20 protein-coding genes and 2 pseudogenes are annotated in these 16,550 nt (G+C 32.4%); 13 read left to right on the plus strand and 9 right to left on the minus strand.

Annotated features, from left to right (window positions below; translation table 11 throughout):
• Nucleotides 1-13 precede the first annotated feature (13 nt).
• From KA883_RS13635 to KA883_RS11025, 4 genes are all read left to right on the plus strand, one after another.
• Nucleotides 14-160, plus strand: coding sequence for a JAB domain-containing protein (locus tag KA883_RS13635; RefSeq protein WP_343237044.1), 147 nt, complete (start codon nt 14-16; stop codon nt 158-160).
• Nucleotides 161-329: 169 nt separating this feature from the next.
• Nucleotides 330-869, plus strand: coding sequence for an HTH domain-containing protein (locus KA883_RS11020; RefSeq protein WP_229347799.1), 540 nt, complete (start codon nt 330-332; stop codon nt 867-869).
• Between the two features lie 24 nt (nt 870-893).
• Complete coding sequence (locus KA883_RS13640; protein WP_229347794.1) at nt 894-1,106, plus strand: hypothetical protein; 213 nt, start codon at nt 894-896, stop codon at nt 1,104-1,106.
• A gap of 56 nt (nt 1,107-1,162) precedes the next feature.
• On the plus strand, nt 1,163-1,342 hold the full coding sequence (locus tag KA883_RS11025) for a hypothetical protein (protein ID WP_203265405.1): 180 nt from the start codon (nt 1,163-1,165) through the stop codon (nt 1,340-1,342).
• 133 nt (nt 1,343-1,475) lie between these two features.
• Here KA883_RS11025 and KA883_RS11030 read toward each other — a convergent pair whose 3' ends face one another.
• The 4 genes from KA883_RS11030 to KA883_RS11045 form a co-directional block, all read right to left on the minus strand.
• On the minus strand, nt 1,476-1,613 hold the full coding sequence (locus KA883_RS11030; RefSeq protein ID WP_107529391.1) for a hypothetical protein: 138 nt from the start codon (nt 1,611-1,613) through the stop codon (nt 1,476-1,478).
• Nucleotides 1,614-1,626: 13 nt separating this feature from the next.
• On the minus strand, nt 1,627-2,511 hold the full coding sequence (locus tag KA883_RS11035; protein ID WP_065865874.1) for a permease: 885 nt from the start codon (nt 2,509-2,511) through the stop codon (nt 1,627-1,629).
• An 89-nt stretch (nt 2,512-2,600) separates the two neighbouring features.
• Complete coding sequence (locus tag KA883_RS11040; protein WP_065865873.1) at nt 2,601-2,921, minus strand: ArsR/SmtB family transcription factor; 321 nt, start codon at nt 2,919-2,921, stop codon at nt 2,601-2,603.
• A gap of 32 nt (nt 2,922-2,953) precedes the next feature.
• Entirely contained in the window at nt 2,954-3,154 is a 201-nt protein-coding gene (locus tag KA883_RS11045; RefSeq protein WP_002452584.1) for a hypothetical protein, read from the minus strand.
• Between the two features lie 205 nt (nt 3,155-3,359).
• Between KA883_RS11045 and arsR the strand changes: the two genes are divergently transcribed.
• The 3 genes from arsR to arsC are packed head-to-tail and all read left to right on the plus strand — an operon-like array spanning nt 3,360 to nt 5,382.
• Nucleotides 3,360-3,674: an As(III)-sensing metalloregulatory transcriptional repressor ArsR gene (arsR, locus tag KA883_RS11050; RefSeq protein WP_065865872.1), complete on the plus strand. Its 315-nt coding sequence runs from the start codon at nt 3,360-3,362 to the stop codon at nt 3,672-3,674.
• The gene (arsB, locus tag KA883_RS11055; protein ID WP_203265325.1) at nt 3,671-4,963 is read left to right on the plus strand and encodes an arsenite efflux transporter membrane subunit ArsB; all 1,293 of its coding nucleotides are present in this window, start codon (nt 3,671-3,673) and stop codon (nt 4,961-4,963) included. Before arsR ends, arsB begins: the two co-directional genes overlap by 4 nt.
• Before the next feature lie 17 nt (nt 4,964-4,980).
• On the plus strand, nt 4,981-5,382 hold the full coding sequence (arsC, locus tag KA883_RS11060; protein WP_061854114.1) for an arsenate reductase (thioredoxin): 402 nt from the start codon (nt 4,981-4,983) through the stop codon (nt 5,380-5,382).
• 19 nt (nt 5,383-5,401) lie between these two features.
• Here arsC and KA883_RS11065 read toward each other — a convergent pair whose 3' ends face one another.
• The 4 genes from KA883_RS11065 to KA883_RS11080 all read right to left on the minus strand — a co-directional run bounded on the left by KA883_RS11065 (nt 5,402) and on the right by KA883_RS11080 (nt 10,406).
• The gene (locus KA883_RS11065) at nt 5,402-5,743 is read right to left on the minus strand and encodes an ArsR/SmtB family transcription factor (protein ID WP_203265324.1); all 342 of its coding nucleotides are present in this window, start codon (nt 5,741-5,743) and stop codon (nt 5,402-5,404) included.
• 18 nt (nt 5,744-5,761) lie between these two features.
• Complete coding sequence (locus KA883_RS11070) at nt 5,762-6,379, minus strand: CadD family cadmium resistance transporter (protein ID WP_037538729.1); 618 nt, start codon at nt 6,377-6,379, stop codon at nt 5,762-5,764.
• Nucleotides 6,380-7,824: 1,445 nt separating this feature from the next.
• Nucleotides 7,825-9,750 carry a heavy metal translocating P-type ATPase gene (locus KA883_RS11075; protein WP_031920603.1) on the minus strand — a complete coding sequence of 642 codons (1,926 nt, stop codon included), beginning with the start codon at nt 9,748-9,750 and terminating at the stop codon, nt 7,825-7,827.
• A gap of 329 nt (nt 9,751-10,079) precedes the next feature.
• On the minus strand, nt 10,080-10,406 hold the full coding sequence (locus tag KA883_RS11080; RefSeq protein WP_031920602.1) for an ArsR/SmtB family transcription factor: 327 nt from the start codon (nt 10,404-10,406) through the stop codon (nt 10,080-10,082).
• A 206-nt stretch (nt 10,407-10,612) separates the two neighbouring features.
• Between KA883_RS11080 and KA883_RS11085 the strand changes: the two genes are divergently transcribed.
• Complete coding sequence (locus KA883_RS11085) at nt 10,613-10,972, plus strand: ZIP family metal transporter (RefSeq protein ID WP_001631039.1); 360 nt, start codon at nt 10,613-10,615, stop codon at nt 10,970-10,972.
• A gap of 111 nt (nt 10,973-11,083) precedes the next feature.
• Here KA883_RS11085 and KA883_RS11090 read toward each other — a convergent pair.
• Nucleotides 11,084-11,422, minus strand: a pseudogene (locus KA883_RS11090) (cassette chromosome recombinase CcrA); the annotation flags it as partial.
• Nucleotides 11,423-11,430: 8 nt separating this feature from the next.
• Between KA883_RS11090 and KA883_RS11095 the strand changes: the two are divergent.
• From KA883_RS11095 to KA883_RS11115, 5 genes and pseudogenes are all read left to right on the plus strand, one after another.
• A pseudogene (locus KA883_RS11095) lies at nt 11,431-12,069 on the plus strand (cassette chromosome replicative helicase); the annotation flags it as partial.
• 199 nt (nt 12,070-12,268) lie between these two features.
• Nucleotides 12,269-13,618 (plus strand): cassette chromosome recombinase CcrA, encoded by a 1,350-nt coding sequence (ccrA, locus tag KA883_RS11100; protein ID WP_210139981.1) that lies wholly within the window; start codon nt 12,269-12,271, stop codon nt 13,616-13,618.
• A 19-nt stretch (nt 13,619-13,637) separates the two neighbouring features.
• Nucleotides 13,638-15,266, plus strand: coding sequence for a cassette chromosome recombinase CcrB (ccrB, locus tag KA883_RS11105; protein WP_210139982.1), 1,629 nt, complete (start codon nt 13,638-13,640; stop codon nt 15,264-15,266).
• A gap of 472 nt (nt 15,267-15,738) precedes the next feature.
• Nucleotides 15,739-16,077, plus strand: a complete 339-nt coding sequence (locus KA883_RS11110; RefSeq protein WP_210139983.1) for an SAUGI family uracil-DNA glycosylase inhibitor — start codon at nt 15,739-15,741, stop codon at nt 16,075-16,077.
• 95 nt (nt 16,078-16,172) lie between these two features.
• Nucleotides 16,173-16,484 (plus strand): DUF960 family protein, encoded by a 312-nt coding sequence (locus tag KA883_RS11115; RefSeq protein ID WP_107642238.1) that lies wholly within the window; start codon nt 16,173-16,175, stop codon nt 16,482-16,484.
• Nucleotides 16,485-16,550: the final 66 nt, after the last annotated feature.

Below are 16,550 nucleotides of genomic sequence, written 5' to 3' on the forward strand. Positions count from 1 at the left end.
CTCTTGATAAGACATCACACCCTCTCCTGAAGATATCAATGTGACCGAACGATTAATGCTCATCAGTGAAATGATGGGCATTTTATTTTATGACCATGTTATTTTCTCAAATAGTAACGCCTATTCCATTAGAAAACATAATTTAAAAGTAGAGGTATAGCCGTATTTTGTCATTACCGCTATTTCTTCACTTATCAATATTTATAAAATCTCTTTATATCAATGTATTTATCTAAAAAATTTTTTTCACAACTTTTATTAAATATACGGAGGATTGACTTATTGTGACAAACCTATTTTGTAATGTATAACTTAAAGGAGGTGACATATTGGATCGTGCATTTCGAATATTAACAATATACCATCGTTTACTACAGAATAAATCCGTCAACAAACAATCACTTACATTAGAACTCAATACGAGTCCTAGGACGATACAAAGAGATATCGACGATACCAGAAACTTCTTATATGAAAGTAAATCGTGGATCAGTACACCTAAAGCAATCACGTACGATTATAAATCAGAAAGTTATAAGCTCGAACAAGATAAGCATGAAAATATGCATTTTATGTATGATATTTTGACTGCTTTATACCTGACGACACCCAAATTAAGTCATTACTTTTATCAATATCTTAAATTATTAATCATCAAACATCATTCAGGTCATCGAACTACATTACTAAAATATCTTGACCGCTTTGAAATTGATAAAAATCAAACAGGTATTTTGCCAGCATCATTAGTTGTTCGCGCAATGAATGAAATTTATATAGATGATATTAATCAAATGAATCTGAGTTTGTCTGAAAAATCCGTGGATATACAAGAAAAATCAAAGTTACAAACCTATATCACGTTTTAAATCGGTAAAGATGTGTGGTCAAAAATGCATCGATTTTATCAAATTCATGTAATAGAAAAATATGATGCACATTATCTTATTGTCACTTTCAAGATGACAAGAGTCGAAGCTATTCAACTCCGTTTTATATATCAATCCAATATACGTATCATTTCACCCCCTGATTTAAGAGAACAAGTGATTGATGAATTACTTTTACTACAATTAACATATTTAAAACAACAAGTTCAAAAGTAAACCAAGCAGACAATGTTTTACAAATAATATTAATTATAATGAAAGGAATGATAATCATGAGTAACATCATAAAAACGATAGGCAAAGGCATTGGAAAAGGTGTCGGTGCAACAGCAGGTCTAGGTATTTTAGGTTCTTATTTCAAAAGAACTTTCACAATAAATGGACCACTAGGTAAAGAAATAACAAGAATTATAGAAAATCACTTTAGTGAACCTGTAGAAATCAAAGCATAATATAGAGGTAACCATTTTCAAAGACACATTGATTTCAAAATATGTCCTTTTTTAATTATTGTAGAATAAATATAGAAAAGCGTAGCAAAATAGATTAATATAAGGGCCTGGATATAAATTCCAGGCCCTTATATTACTTGTTACAGCAATTGTTATTATCTTCTTGCTCTTTTTCATCTTTTTCTTTTTTTTCGTTCTTTTCCTCAATTTCTACCGAACAACATGACTGTTCTTGAGGTTTTATTTTTTTTAATGCGTCTTTAATACCCATTATTTCACCTCCTTTAAATAATGATATTCACAATCAAACCTGTAGCAATGGCTACAATTAAAATTGCAATAATGAATGATATTACAAATTTTTTCTTGAATAGCTTAGATAGCAATACGACCTCTGGAATACTTGCGCCAGCACCACCAATTATTAATGCAACTACTGTTCCTAGCGACATACCTTTTGATACTAATGCTTCGGCTATAGGTAACATTGTTTCTGGTCTGATATACATAGGGATACCGATAACAGAAGCAATAAACACCGATATAAAACCATCACCACTTGCATACTTAGTTATAAATTCTTCAGGTATGAATCCATATATAAAGGCACCAATAAATACACCAATAAATAGATAAGGTAACATTGGGTATAAAAATGCCCACGCATCGTTTAATGCTTGTTTAAAACGAGATCCTGTTTTATTAGCAAAAAATCCATCACCTTTAACATTGACCCCTTTATAACTTTCAGCTAAATTCATTTTTGAAAATACTAAACCTGTTAAAATACTGAAAATTGCTAGTACTACAAAATAAACAATGGCTACTTTCCATCCTAATAAAGCCCATAACATAAATATCATTAATGGGTTCATTAATGGTGAAGCAATCAAAAAACTCATAGCCGGACCAAAAGGAACTTTGGAATTTAATAGACCTGCAAGTATTGGAATAGTTGAACAAGAACAAAATGGTGTAACAGCACCAAACACCATACCTAATATGTAATTGACAGCTTTATTAGGTTTGCTCAAAAGCTTTTTAATTTTTTCTTCTGAAACAACTTGTTGAATCAGACTTACTATAAAACTCACTACTATAAATAGTAATAATAATTCAAAAAATAACATCAGAAATGTTTTTATGAATTCCATAATTGAATCTATCATTAGTATAACGCCTCCGAATTCATTTAATCAACTTTTCTTGATGTATTAATCAAAAAAATTTGATTAATTCTATGTTATAAAGAAGATACTTAAAGTATCTTACAGCAAGTATCTTCATTTAAAACCACCTGTATTTGTTGCTCATTAATTTTATAATAATTCCATGTGCCATGCTTTTCAGCAATAAGAATATTTGCATCTACTAATTTTTTTAAATGATAGGAAAGTTTAGATTGTTTTAACGCTAATAATTCTTCTAGATCACAAACACATAAAGATTTTGAATCGCTTTGACGTATTGATTGTAGAATTTTAAGCCTGATTTTATCAGCTAGCGCATTAAACATCTGTTCATAAAAGTCTAATTTTTCTTCCTCACTTCTATTAGGACTGGACTTAATAATTTCCATTAAATAATCACCTCTCTTATATATAGATATTTCTATTTTTGTTTGAGTTCTTGTATTGCTTGATTAAAATGAGTTTCTGTTATTTTACCATACATGTCAGGTTCTCCTTTAAAGAATTCATTTTTCATATATGATATAGCTTCTTTTAAAGAAACTTCTCTTGATATCATAATTAGATTTAAGTAGCTAACAAAATAATCAACAGATAATGTACCTGCATGATTTATTCTCATAAAATCGAACTCCTTTATAAAATACTAAAATGATACATCAATTTTTTTTGATGTATTAAATATAAATTATTATTTCAACTTTTGCAAGATAATAAAACTAGTTATTTAGGACGCATTCTAATCTAATACTAAAATTAGTCAAAAAACTACATAGACATAAAACTATATAGATGTTAATCTATGTAATGAAAAGGAGGTATTATTTATGTCTTATAAAGAATTATCAGCAATATTAAAAGTTTTATCAGATCCAAGCAGGTTAGAAATATTAGATTTACTTTCTTGTGGTGAGCTATGCGCTTGTGACTTATTAGAACACTTTCAATTCTCACAACCTACACTAAGTCATCATATGAAGTCATTAGTAGATAACGAATTAGTTACAACACGAAAAGACGGCAACAAACATTGGTATCAACTTAATCATGCTATTTTAGATGATATTATTCAAAACTTAAACATCATTAATACATCTAATCAAAGATGTGTATGTAAAAATGTGAAATCAGGTGACTGTTGATGACCATTTTAGCAATTATAATCTTCTTGTTAACTTTAATCTTTGTGATATGGCAACCAAAAGGTTTAGATATTGGTATTACAGCTTTAATTGGAGCTGTTGTTGCTATCTTTACAGGAGTCGTAAGTTTTTCCGATGTATTAGAAGTAACCGGTATTGTTTGGAATGCAACTTTAACTTTTGTAGCTGTTATTCTAATTTCATTAATATTAGATGAAATTGGTTTTTTTGAATGGTCTGCAATACATATGGTCAAGGCTTCAAACGGTAATGGCTTAAAAATGTTTGTTTTTATTATGTTACTTGGGGCAATTGTAGCAGCATTTTTCGCAAATGATGGTGCGGCTTTAATCTTAACGCCTATTGTATTAGCGATGGTAAGAAATCTAGGGTTTAATAAAAAAGTGATTTTCCCCTTTATTATTGCCAGTGGCTTTATCGCTGATACTACATCACTACCCTTAATTGTAAGTAACTTAGTTAATATCGTTTCTGCAGATTACTTCGATATTGGATTTATTGAATATTTTAGTCGAATGATTATTCCTAATATATTCTCTCTGATTGCTAGTATTCTCGTTTTATGGTTATATTTCAGAAAATCTATACCTAAAACGTTCGATACAGAAAATCTTTCACATCCTAAAAATGCAATTAAAGATTCTAAATTATTTAAGATTTCATGGATTGTATTAGCAATACTACTTGTGGGTTATCTTGTTAGTGAGTTTATTCAAATCCCTGTATCAATCATTGCTGGTATTATTGCTATTATCTTTGTACTGTTAGCTCGCAATTCCGAAGCTGTGCATACGAAACAAGTAATTAAAGGTGCACCATGGAATATTGTCCTATTTTCAATTGGTATGTATTTAGTCGTATTCGGCTTGAAAAACGTAGGCATCACCACAATTTTAGCTGATGCATTATCCAATATTTCAAGTTATGGACTATTCAGTAGTGTTATGGGCATGGGCTTTATATCTGCTTTGTTATCATCAATTATGAATAATATGCCTACAGTTTTAATAGATGCAATTGCTATCGGACAATCGAATGTAGTTGGAACAATTAAAGAAGGTATGGTTTATGCGAATGTCATAGGTTCTGATTTAGGACCTAAAATAACACCGATTGGTTCTTTAGCAACATTATTGTGGCTACATGTCTTAACACAAAAAGGTGTGAAAATTTCGTGGGGAACATACTTTAAAACTGGAATTATCATTACTATTCCGGTCCTATTTGTAACACTCTTAGGTTTATACCTTTCACTAATCATATTTTAAGAAAAGAGGCTTTAATTATGGATAAGAAAACAATTTATTTTATATGTACAGGAAACTCTTGTCGTAGCCAAATGGCTGAAGGTTGGGGAAAAGAAATATTGGGTGAAGATTGGAATGTCTATTCTGCTGGTATTGAAACACATGGTGTTAATCCTAAAGCAATAGAAGCTATGAAAGAAGTGGATATTGATATCTCAAACCATACATCAGATTTGATTGATAGTGATATCTTAGAACAGTCAGCTTTGGTCGTAACATTATGTAGTGATGCAGACGATAATTGCCCTATATTACCACCTAATGTTAAAAAAGAACACTGGGGCTTTGATGATCCAGCAGGAAAAGAATGGCCAGAATTTCAACGTGTTAGAGATGAAATTGGAAAAAGAATACAAGAATTCAAAGAAACGCTCGTTTAATGTGAGCGTTTCTTTATATTTAAGTCATACATTTTATTAATAATGATTTCATTTCTATATCTTTGATATAATAGTATGTCATTTTCCCATCCTTGTAAAAATCCAGCACGTCTCTTTTATACAGAGCTCTCAAATGATGTGATGTTGAAGCTATACTCAAACCTAATGTTATAGATAAGTCACAAACACATAATTCTTTCTCTTTAATTAGAGCTAATATAATTTTCAGCTTATTCTCATCACTTATCTTTAATAATGTATTGATAAGCCGTTGAGTTTTTTCTTCTTTTAAAAATCTTAAAGCATAATTCACTTTTTCCTCATGAACACAAATGACGTCACAAATTTTATTGTTACTCATATTAAGTCACACCTTAATTTATAATATAAATCCTAATATCGTTTGTATGGTTTCATTTTCAATAATAATAAATAAGCCCAATGCTATGTAAATAACAGCCATAATCCAACGACTGAATTTCTCAACAATTTCACCCACACCAGGAATTCTAGCTAGTTTTTGTGCTGTGAATACTAAAAAGAAAATTAAAACTAAAAATACAATTAAGGTAGTCAGTAATTCAATAATATCCAATGCTACAAAATAAGGGACAAATAAACCAATATTATCTGCACCACAACTTGCAATTGTCACTAAAGAAACAGTCCCTACTAATTTGGACAAACCTTTTTCGTTTAATTCTTTTTTTGCTCTTTTTTCACCTTCACAATCATCATAAATAGCAACTTTTATACCTAAGTAGATGGGGATCAAACCTAATAAACCTAATATCCATTTCTCTGGAACATAATGTAACACAAAAGCTAAAAATAAACTGACTAATATGAGGATAATCGATCCTAAATATTGACCTATATAAATATCCCTATATTCTTTTCTAGTCTTTGCTCTAGCAAAAAATATTAATAAAATCACTAATAAATCTACCGCAGTTGCAATATAAAGTATTGCCGCAGTTATAATAGTCTGAACCATAGAGCACCTCATTCAAATATACATTTGAATGAATTGTATCATATATTGCATATCTTATGAATAATAAATATTAGAACCGAAAAGTGACACTTTAACTGATAGTAAGGGGCTGTGTACATACGAGTGATTTATAGATTCTTTGAGAATACGACTTAAAGCGATTTTAATTTGTCAGTTCATTGCATTTTGTTTTTTTAACAATTTCACCAATAAGAAGAACCTTATAAAAACCGCATCATTTATGATACGCTTCACAAAAACATAACGGCAATTCTCATAAACCTCATACGTTCCGATACGTTCAAAATCCCTTTATGAAGCGGCTGAAAAAACCTCATCATTTATGATACGCTTCACAAAAACATAACAGCAATTCTCATAAACCTCACACGTTCTGATACGTTTAAAATACCTTTATGAAACGGCTGAAAAAACCGCATCATTTATGATATGCTTCAGCGTATCGTTTTATACTAGGGTTTTTATAATAATAATGGTCCTTACATTTTCAAAGACTAAATTCACGTGTAGACATGTTGAATGCGTCTTATTAGGGTCTAATCTAATCAAACAAAAATTTAAGAGAGAAATCATATCTACAGGTTTTTTAACCAGAAGATTATTTTGATCTATTTCAAAAATTTTCAAACCGTTCTTAAAAGTGTATTTTTATAAACGTATGATAAAAGAGAAATTTTAGTCGCTTACTTCGTTTCAAGATATTACTGATACAATAAGGTTAAAAAATCGGTACGTTTAACAGAACAAGTGTAGGTATTATAATAAACGTTTTTGATTTTGATGAAAAATAAGCTGTTCAATTTTTGATTGAACAGCTTTACCTAGTTATCCTTACTTTTATTCTTTTACCCTCAAAAGGCGGAGAGCATTCAGTATTACAATAATAGCAGCTCCTGTATCACTTAATACGGCCATTCATAGTGTAAGTATTCCCAAGAATATCAGAACAAATGCCGCCAACTTTATTGTGATGGAAAACCAGGTGCGGTTGGGAAAATCCCCTTCCTGCGATTACCGTTCACAAACGCCCAAAAAGAGCAACTGGCCCTTTTAGCTCTGGGACTGTCTTGGCCTAGAGAAGGTAAAACCTTTCCCACTTAAAAGAACGGAAAAAGACGCTCTGTCCTGGCATTATCTTTGGCTCGACGCTTGCCCCCATACGGATATTAATCGTTTCGAAACTTTTAATACAGTCAATTTAACTTTTGAATGTAAACTGGCTGCCTTAAGTCACTGTTTATGATTTTATGCTTCCCATGCTCTTTAATTGCTTATTTGACCGCCCGTATGATAAAAACGGTATGCAAGGCATTGTTTTTACTCATAACATCTTTATTAGATTGCTCTGTTTTTTAGTGTCCAATGTTATGGGAGCATTGTAGAATCCACACTTCAAAGTTCATTCATGTCAATCGATTCGTTCATTATTTAGATCTTAATAATCGAAGTCCACTTAGTATAACAACTAAAGTACTTCCTTCATGAACAATTACACTGATTGTAATATCAGTTAATCCTAACAAACTAACGACAACTAAAAAGGCAACAACTGCCATTGAAAAAATAATATTTTGCCTAATAACACGACCCATATTTGAGGAAATTTTATGAGACTGTACTAATTTAGATAAATTGTTCTGCATTAAAACCAAATCAGATACTTCTACTGCCACATCAGTACCGCCCCCCATAGCTATACCAACATCAGCATTAACAAGGGCCGGTGCATCGTTCACACCATCTCCGACCATGGCAGTAACTCCAAATTTTTCTTTTTGTTCTTCTATAATTCTGGATTTATCTTCAGGCATTACATTAGCGATAACTTCGTCTATTCCCAATTGTTCGCCTACAGCTTTTCCCGTCATTTCCGAATCACCAGTAATTAAAGTCGTGTGGATACCAAGTTTCTTAAAGTAATTAACTGTTTCTTTAGCATGCTCATTCGGAATATCCATTAGAGCTATAATCCCAATAACTTCTTCATTTTCTGCTACGTATACAACCGTCTTTCCTTCTGATGCCCAATCATGATTGAACTGGGTATACTCTTCAGAAGCACTTTCAAAAGAAGTAGGCTTACCAATACGATAATTTTTTCCATTATAATCTCCTGTCAGACCTTTTCCAATTTGATTAGTAACTTCGATGTCTATTTTATTTTTAACTTCAAATTTTTCTAAAATAGCATTAGCGAGTGGGTGATTGGATTCCTTTTCAAGGGCGACTATAATATCAATAATATTTTCTTCGTTCACAGAATGAGTGAAATAGTAATTTGTTACTTTAGGTTCTCCGTTCGTAAGGGTTCCTGTTTTATCGAAGGCAATTGCATCTATATCCGCTAATTGTGATAGGTAAGTACTTCCTTTTGAAAGCACGCCTTTTTTAGCTAGGTTAGATGTTGTAGACAATGTTACAGATACAGTAGCTGCTGCCAAAGCACACGGTGAAGCTGCGACTAAAAGCACTAATCCCCTGTAAACACTTTGCGACCATGTCCAATCAAATAGAAAAGGAGCAAGTAACATTACTAATGGTATTGCGATTAAAACTATATTAACATATTTAGGCTCGAATTTTTGAATGATACTGGCAGCTTTTGTTTGATTATCTTGGTTTTGACTAACTAATTGTAAAATTTTAGAGAATACAGTATCCTTGTTTTCCTTAGTGACTTCCATAGTAAAAGTACCTGTTCCATTAATCGTACTTCCAAAAACTTCGTCACCCTTAGACTTCTCTTTCGGTATACTTTCTCCATTAATAGAAGATTCATCAATTGAGGTAGTACCGGATAAAATAATCCCATCAATTGGAACTTGATCACCGTTCAGCACTTGGAGTTGATCTCCAACTTTTAATTCACTGACATCAACAATTTTTGTGTTTCCATCAGGTAGGATTAATTTAGCTGTCGTTGGGTTCATTTCGAGTAGCTTAGTAATTTCTCTTTTACTTCTTCCTTCAGCGTAATCTTCAAGAAAATGAGCGCCGGAAAAAATAAGTATCAAAAGGGTTCCTTCCCAAAAACTCCCTATCAGAGAAGCCCCGATTGCAGCTAATCCCATTAGAATATGAGAATTAGGAGTGAATTTTCCCTTTAATTTAGTATTTTCAACTGTCTCTCCAATTCCTTCGAGAATAATTACATGGTAGCCGGCTGTGATTGTGGCAATTGAAAATAAGATGTTTTGTATTAATAAATTTGCATCACTTAAAAAAAGCCCAATTATAGCCAACACTAAGCCAATAAAATATGAAATAATTGGCATTTTTCCGTGATCATGATCATGACTATGATCGTGGCTATGACTTTCGTGTGCTTGTTGCTCTTGAATATTTTTCATTTCTATCACCTTTCTAAATAAATATGATATATCGGGTTCCAATATATTCGCAGTAAGCTTTACTAAACCAGGACGTTAATTGACCACATCCAAACTTTTTGTATCCAATAATACATCCTATGAATTTATCAACCGTATTCACTAACCCTCTCTGCTACACCCATCTCACTTTCCTTCGAGATATCATACAACGCTTTCCATTCTGTTTTTTTGTTTTCCATATCCATTGCAAAATCCCCTTTTCATATGCCTATAATATTGTTATATGATCATATAACAATATTAATGACGTGAATTATTATTAACACTCATTACTGGTTTACGGAATACTAGTGATGACAGGCGTGATCGATCGCCTGTTTTAGCATATTCATAGTATGTTCATCATCATGGGAATAAAACAATATTGTGCCTTCCCTTCGGAATTTTACTAACCGTAAATTTTTCAAGAACCGCAATTGATGGGAAACTGTTGATTGTCTAAGATGTAGCGTTTCAGCAATACCGTTTACCGAATACTCCTTATAAAAGAGCAAATGGAGAATCCGGATTCTCGTAGGATCACCTAACGCTTTAAATGTTTGCGATACGACAAATAATGTTTCATCATCTAAGTCCTTATTATTTACTTCCTCTAATTCCTTTTTTTCTTCCATTATCCTTCCCTCACTTTAGGTTTCAATTCAAAACCTTATATATAATAATCACTATTTATCTACATATATTAATATATGTTCATATATATGATATAACAATCTGAATAAAGAATCAAATAATATTTAATATGAATTCATATATTTTGTTTTGATTTTTTAGAGTAAAATAAACAAAGCCTTTTTAAGAATAGTGGGATGAGTGCAGTATGGATGATCGGGCGTTAGCTTCCGCACTTGGAATTGGTGTTGGCGGTGGACTCGCTTGGATAATGGAAGGTTTTCAAAGTGGTCATGGCTTTATTTATTCATTATGTGCAGGCCTTATAATTGGCTTATTATTTTTTGAAATGATTCCGGAAAGTATTGAATTAGGCGGGTGGGTAATTTTACTCGGTGGAATAGCAATAGGCTTAGTATTATTCCAATCCATTCATCTATTAATGGATAAAATTACAATTATCACTAATAGTCATCAAAAAGATATTTTCGTTCGATCGGGGGTACTTTTAATTATCAGTATAGCAATTCATAATTTCCCTGTTGGCAATATTCCTTTATTTGTGTAATTTGACCATTAATACTAAATTTATCAATGTCTTGAGAAATTGTTGAAACTCTAACATAACATCCTACAGATTTTCTTTTCATTTCTTTCATATTTTTCATCCTTTCATTAATTAAGCAATCGATGATTGCGTAGCTTGGTTTACAATGTTTAGCGGTTCATTTTTGAAATAGATTCCCACAAGGCTTTTGTTTTTAGAAATATGAATTTCATCAATATATCGGTATAACATGCTTAACGTGAAGTGTTGTTGAATTACATTTTCAAAAGACCTTTGAATTTGTTGCTCATTTATTGATAGTGTTGGTTTTGATTGTTGAAGTAACGATTGAGATTGTTTTCTGAACGTTTCTGCATCGATGGCTCCTTTAGCTAATTTATCTATCAATTGTTCTTGTGTAAGTGTGCTCCTAGTTTCTAGGGCCCTTTGTTTTTTGATCCGTTTTTGAATTACATCATTGGTTTAAAGATAAATTGAAGGATGAAATAAATAATACTGGTATTCGTATGTTTAAGCGCTATGCAGCTATCACTACTTCGGCCAAGATTCTCAGTCATGTTTTACCTACAGATATTGATATCGCTAAAATAAGAGACTACTTTATTGATTATCATGCTCATACAGTCTCTGAACGATCACTGGCAGATAAAGCGATCGAAGTCATTACGCAATTTGTAGCACAAAACCGTGGTAAGTTTTCTGATGACAAAGCGTTAAAGAATATGATGGAGAACCATGGACTAATTGCCTTAAAAGATGAGTATATCGAAGTCAAAATCATTGCATCTGTATTTAAAAATATGTTGATAGAGAATCATTTCCAAGATGTCAACAATGTCGTGAATGCACTAAGGGATAAAGGATATATCGAATCTGACCGTGATCGAATAACTACGAAAAGAGCAGTCAAAGATGACTATGGCAAGAAACAGTCACTTGTCTTTTATCATTTAAAGTTAGATTCAGAGTATGCATCAATTCTTGGACTAAACAAAGAAAATGGAAGAGTTCAAAATAAGACTAAACAAGAGTTCGAAGAATCAATACCAGATGTAGAGTTCATCAAGTCTAATGTCATAGATTATTCTGATTTTTAATTAAATAAAGTATTAACATAAATCGATATGAGTACTGGAGTAGATAAAATGGATGAATTGATTGAATTACTAGCTGATTTAGTCGTTGAAGAGCTACAGAACGATAATTAATCATTACGGTCCAACGTGTTAAAAGCACGTTGGACCTTTCATTCTAATTTGCTCACAAATATATATTATCTTTTTGGAGGTGTATAACATGGAAGAAGCCATTGGTTACTTACGTCAAAGTACACTCAAACAACAATCTCTAGCAGCACAGAAACAGACCATCAAAGCACTAGCCAAAAAACACAGTATTAAACAAATCACTTTTTACAGCGATAAGCAATCAGGACGCACTGATAAGCGGAATGGTTACCAACAAATTACTGAACTGATTCAACAAGGACAATGTGACGTACTATGTTGCTATCGTCTAAATCGACTTCATCGTAATCTAAAAAATGCATTAAAGCTCATGAAATTATGTCAAACGTATCATGTTCATATCTTAAGCGTTCATGATGGCTACTTCGACATGGATAAAGCATTCGATCGGCTCAAACTCAATATTTTCATCAGCTTGGCCGAACTAGAATCTGATAATATAGGCGAACAAGTCAAAAATGGAATCAAAGAAAAAGCGAGACAAGGTAAACTAATTACAACACATGCACCCTTTGGGTATCACTATCATAACGGTACTTTCACGATAGACACAGTAAAAGCACCAACAGTAAAAGCTGTGTTCAATTATTACCTTCAAGGTTATGGTTATAAAAAAATTGCGCAATACTTAGAAGCTGATGATAAGCTCATTAATCGCAAGCCCTATCAAGTGCGTAATATTATCCTTAACCCTAATTACTGTGGCCGTGTTATCAATCAATACGGACAATATGAAAACATGTTTCCAGCTATTGTCAGTACAACGATATACGAAGATGCTCAAGTTACCCGAACTCAGAAACAAGTAAAACGTAAGCCGTCAGAAAATCAACTCAAACAAAAAATCAAATGTCCCTACTGTCATTCGACACTCACAAACATGACTGTCCGAAAACCAGATCATTCATTGCGTTACTATGTCTGTCCGCAAAATATGAATAATGCTCGCTTTGTTTGTGAATTTAAAGGAATCAACGCACAAGAATTAGAAACAAGTGTTTTAGCGACTTGTCAGGACTTCTTTCAAAATCAACAGCTCTATTCAAAAATAAACCATACTATTCAACAACGACTCAAAAGACAAATAGATGTAGAAATTAAAACTACACTCAATCAAGAGCAGCTGATAGAAAAATTAGCCCAAGGTAAAATTGATGCAGAAGCTTTCAGAAAACAAACACAATCATCGCGACAACATTCAAAACCTATATTATCAATCAATGCGTATCAAATTCAAAAGGCTTTTCAAAATATCATTCAACAACGTTTCACGTTAAACATGTTGTACCCTTACATTGATGAAATTCATATTAACAAAAATAAAACACTTACGGGTATCTATTTCAAAAATGAACCCTTAAACATCGTCAATCAAACGACGCAATCAACGATTTCTTAATCAGAAAGGATGAAAAATCATGCAAGAATATAAACACAAGCGCGTGGGTATTTACGTACGTGTATCGACTGAAATTCAAAGTTCAGAAGGCTTTTCAATACAGGGGCAGGTCAATCAGATTCAAGAATACTGTGATTTCAATAACTTCAAAGTCATAGATGTATATGCTGATCGAGGTATTTCTGGAAAATCTATGAACCGCCCTGCACTTCAACGTATGTTACAAGACGCAAAAAATGGTCATATCGATTGTGTCATGGTCTACAAAACAAACCGATTAGCGCGTAATACATCAGACTTACTCAAAATTGTCGAAGATTTGCATAAACAAAATGTCGAATTTTTCAGTCTATCTGAACGTATGGAAGTTAACACAAGTAGTGGTAAGCTTATGCTTCAGATACTTGCGAGCTTCGCTGAATTTGAGCGAAATAATATTGTGGACAATATTTTTATGGGCCAAACGATACGAGCCCAAGAAGGGTATTATCAGGGGAACCTTCCTTTAGCTTACGATAAAGTACCCTACAATAAACATGAACTCATGATTAATCAACATGAAGCCAATATTGTGAAGTATATCTTTGAATCTTACGCTAAAGGTCATGGTTATCGTAAAATTGCCAATGCACTCAATCATAAAGGTTATGTCACTAAGAAAGGTAATCCATTTAGTATTTCAGCTGTTACTTATATTCTCTCAAATCCATTCTATATTGGTAAAATTCAATTCGCAAAATATAAAGATTGGAATGATAAACGTCGTAAAGGCTTGAATGATAAGCCAGTGATCGCTGAAGGCAAACACACGCCTATTATTAGTCAAGATTTATGGGATAAAGTACAAACACGTAAGAAGCAAGTAAACAAAAAGCCACAGGTACATGGTAAAGGAACAAATCTGTTAACTGGCATAATCGCGTGTCCACAATGTTCTGCTTCAATGTCTGCGAGCATAACAGTTAATACACTTAAAGATGGTACTAAAAAACGCATCCGCTACTATTCGTGTAGTAATTTTCGAAACAAAGGTTCAAAAGTCTGTTCTGCAAATAGTGTTAGAGCTGATGTTATCGAAAAGTATGTTATGGATCAAATACTTGAAATAGTCAAAAGTGATAAAGTTATCAAACAAGTTGTCGAACGTGTCAATCAAGAGAATCAAGTCGATGTAGCTGCACTCAATCATGATATTGCTTATAAACAACAACAATTTGATGAAATAAACACTAAACTAAAAAATCTAATTCAAACCATCGAAGACAATCCAGACTTAACATCTGCACTCAAACCAACCATTCATCAATATGAAACACAACTCAATGACATTACAAACCAAATGAATCAACTCAAGCAGCAACAAAATCAAGAGAAACCATCTTATGATACGAAACAAATCGCTGCCCTATTACAACGAATATTTCAAAATATAGAATCCATGGATAAAGCACAACTCAAGGCATTATACCTTACGGTCATTGATCGTATTGACATTCGTAAAGATGAGAATCATAAAAAGCAATTCTACGTTACACTAAAACTTAATAATGAAATTATTAAACAACTTTTCAATAATAATAATCTAGACGAAGTGCTCCTCAGCACTTCGTCTTTGTTTTTGCCTCAGACACTCTACTTTCAAATCTAATATCTATGTACTGTCCTTTCGTCATTCAATAACACCCATCTAACGAATCTTTTCAACATACTAACAAGTCACAACTCAATGTGAAGCTTATATTGTATGACGAAAGAACATCCCAAAATAAAATATGAACGGGATAGCAATGGAATTTGATAAATACATGTAGGAGAAGGATTACGCAAGCGTAATCCCGAAATCCCATTATTATTTATAAATAAATAATATAAAAAGAAAAAGTAAGTCGTACTGACATCTACAAATTCAAATCATATATAAATATATCGCTATATTTCCCGAGAAATGAGCGGGATAATGGGATTTCCTTTTCATATCAACAATTATGATCATTTTCGATTGGGATATTTTCTATATTTCAGTGGGATTTCTAGGCGAAACAAATGGTATTTCAAACTTATATTATCAAAATGATGTATCACATGTATACATCTATCAAATACATTAGGAGGTCATAATGATGACACTAGAACAACAACTCAAGTACTATATAACAAACTTATTCAGTCTACCAAAGGACGAGAAATGGGAATGTGAATCTATCGAGGAAGTGGCAGATAATATCCTTCCTGACCAATATGTAAGACTTGGCCCACTTACCAATAAAATCCTTCATACGTATACTTACTACTCTGATACACTTCACGAAAGACATATATACCCCTTTACCCTCTACTATCAGAAACAACTTATTGCGATTGGTTATATTGATGAAAACCACGATATGGATTTCTTATATCTACACAACACGGTCATGCCCCTTTTGGATCAACTATACTTACTAACAGGAGGACAATAATATGCATAAATACATCAAAATTACACAACTCGTCATTACAATTCTTAGTGAAATTATCATTTGGATGAAAGAATCAGAACGAAAGGAAAACGCTTATGAATAGATATATTACCCGCGGTATCGATAACAACTTACCTATCACCTTACAACATCAATTGTGGCAACTCGTAGCACGACGAGAACAAACACAATCAAAAGGCAAGGAATCATTGGATTATTTTCATATATTCCAATTCAATATGCACAATAACCAACTATATATCAAACACAAACAAGAACGTCCTGAGTATGTCAAAACGCATAAGGCAAATGTCAAACAGTCTATCGATATCAATAAGGTCTACATTATCCGAGAAGATGATGTAGACCTTTCTTATTACGTCATGTTATTACCAGAAGAATACTAGAGGAGTGAATATTACATGGAAACAATCAAAAGTACATTAGAAACCGAAGCCATATTCAGTGATGAC

It is taken from the genome of Staphylococcus sp. GDY8P54P, assembly GCF_017892645.1.
GTDB lineage: Bacteria > Bacillota > Bacilli > Staphylococcales > Staphylococcaceae > Staphylococcus > Staphylococcus ureilyticus.

Bases quoted from the DNA above. Each gene is read 5' to 3' on its own strand.
- KA883_RS11025 (WP_203265405.1), top strand. From the start codon at position 1,163: ATGAGTAACATCATAAAAACGATAGGCAAAGGCATTGGAAAAGGTGTC.
- ccrA (WP_210139981.1), top strand. From the start codon at position 12,269: ATGGAAGAAGCCATTGGTTACTTACGTCAAAGTACACTCAAACAACAA.
- KA883_RS11085 (WP_001631039.1), top strand. From the start codon at position 10,613: ATGGATGATCGGGCGTTAGCTTCCGCACTTGGAATTGGTGTTGGCGGT.
- KA883_RS11115 (WP_107642238.1), top strand. From the start codon at position 16,173: ATGAATAGATATATTACCCGCGGTATCGATAACAACTTACCTATCACC.
- KA883_RS11075 (WP_031920603.1), bottom strand. From the start codon at position 9,750: ATGAAAAATATTCAAGAGCAACAAGCACACGAAAGTCATAGCCACGAT.
- KA883_RS11045 (WP_002452584.1), bottom strand. From the start codon at position 3,154: ATGAGAATAAATCATGCAGGTACATTATCTGTTGATTATTTTGTTAGC.
- KA883_RS11070 (WP_037538729.1), bottom strand. From the start codon at position 6,379: ATGGTTCAGACTATTATAACTGCGGCAATACTTTATATTGCAACTGCG.
- KA883_RS13640 (WP_229347794.1), top strand. From the start codon at position 894: ATGCATCGATTTTATCAAATTCATGTAATAGAAAAATATGATGCACAT.
- KA883_RS11065 (WP_203265324.1), bottom strand. From the start codon at position 5,743: ATGAGTAACAATAAAATTTGTGACGTCATTTGTGTTCATGAGGAAAAA.
- KA883_RS11040 (WP_065865873.1), bottom strand. From the start codon at position 2,921: ATGGAAATTATTAAGTCCAGTCCTAATAGAAGTGAGGAAGAAAAATTA.
- arsC (WP_061854114.1), top strand. From the start codon at position 4,981: ATGGATAAGAAAACAATTTATTTTATATGTACAGGAAACTCTTGTCGT.
- KA883_RS11080 (WP_031920602.1), bottom strand. From the start codon at position 10,406: ATGGAAGAAAAAAAGGAATTAGAGGAAGTAAATAATAAGGACTTAGAT.
- KA883_RS11035 (WP_065865874.1), bottom strand. From the start codon at position 2,511: ATGATAGATTCAATTATGGAATTCATAAAAACATTTCTGATGTTATTT.
- arsR (WP_065865872.1), top strand. From the start codon at position 3,360: ATGTCTTATAAAGAATTATCAGCAATATTAAAAGTTTTATCAGATCCA.
- ccrB (WP_210139982.1), top strand. From the start codon at position 13,638: ATGCAAGAATATAAACACAAGCGCGTGGGTATTTACGTACGTGTATCG.
- KA883_RS11110 (WP_210139983.1), top strand. From the start codon at position 15,739: ATGACACTAGAACAACAACTCAAGTACTATATAACAAACTTATTCAGT.
- KA883_RS11030 (WP_107529391.1), bottom strand. From the start codon at position 1,613: ATGGGTATTAAAGACGCATTAAAAAAAATAAAACCTCAAGAACAGTCA.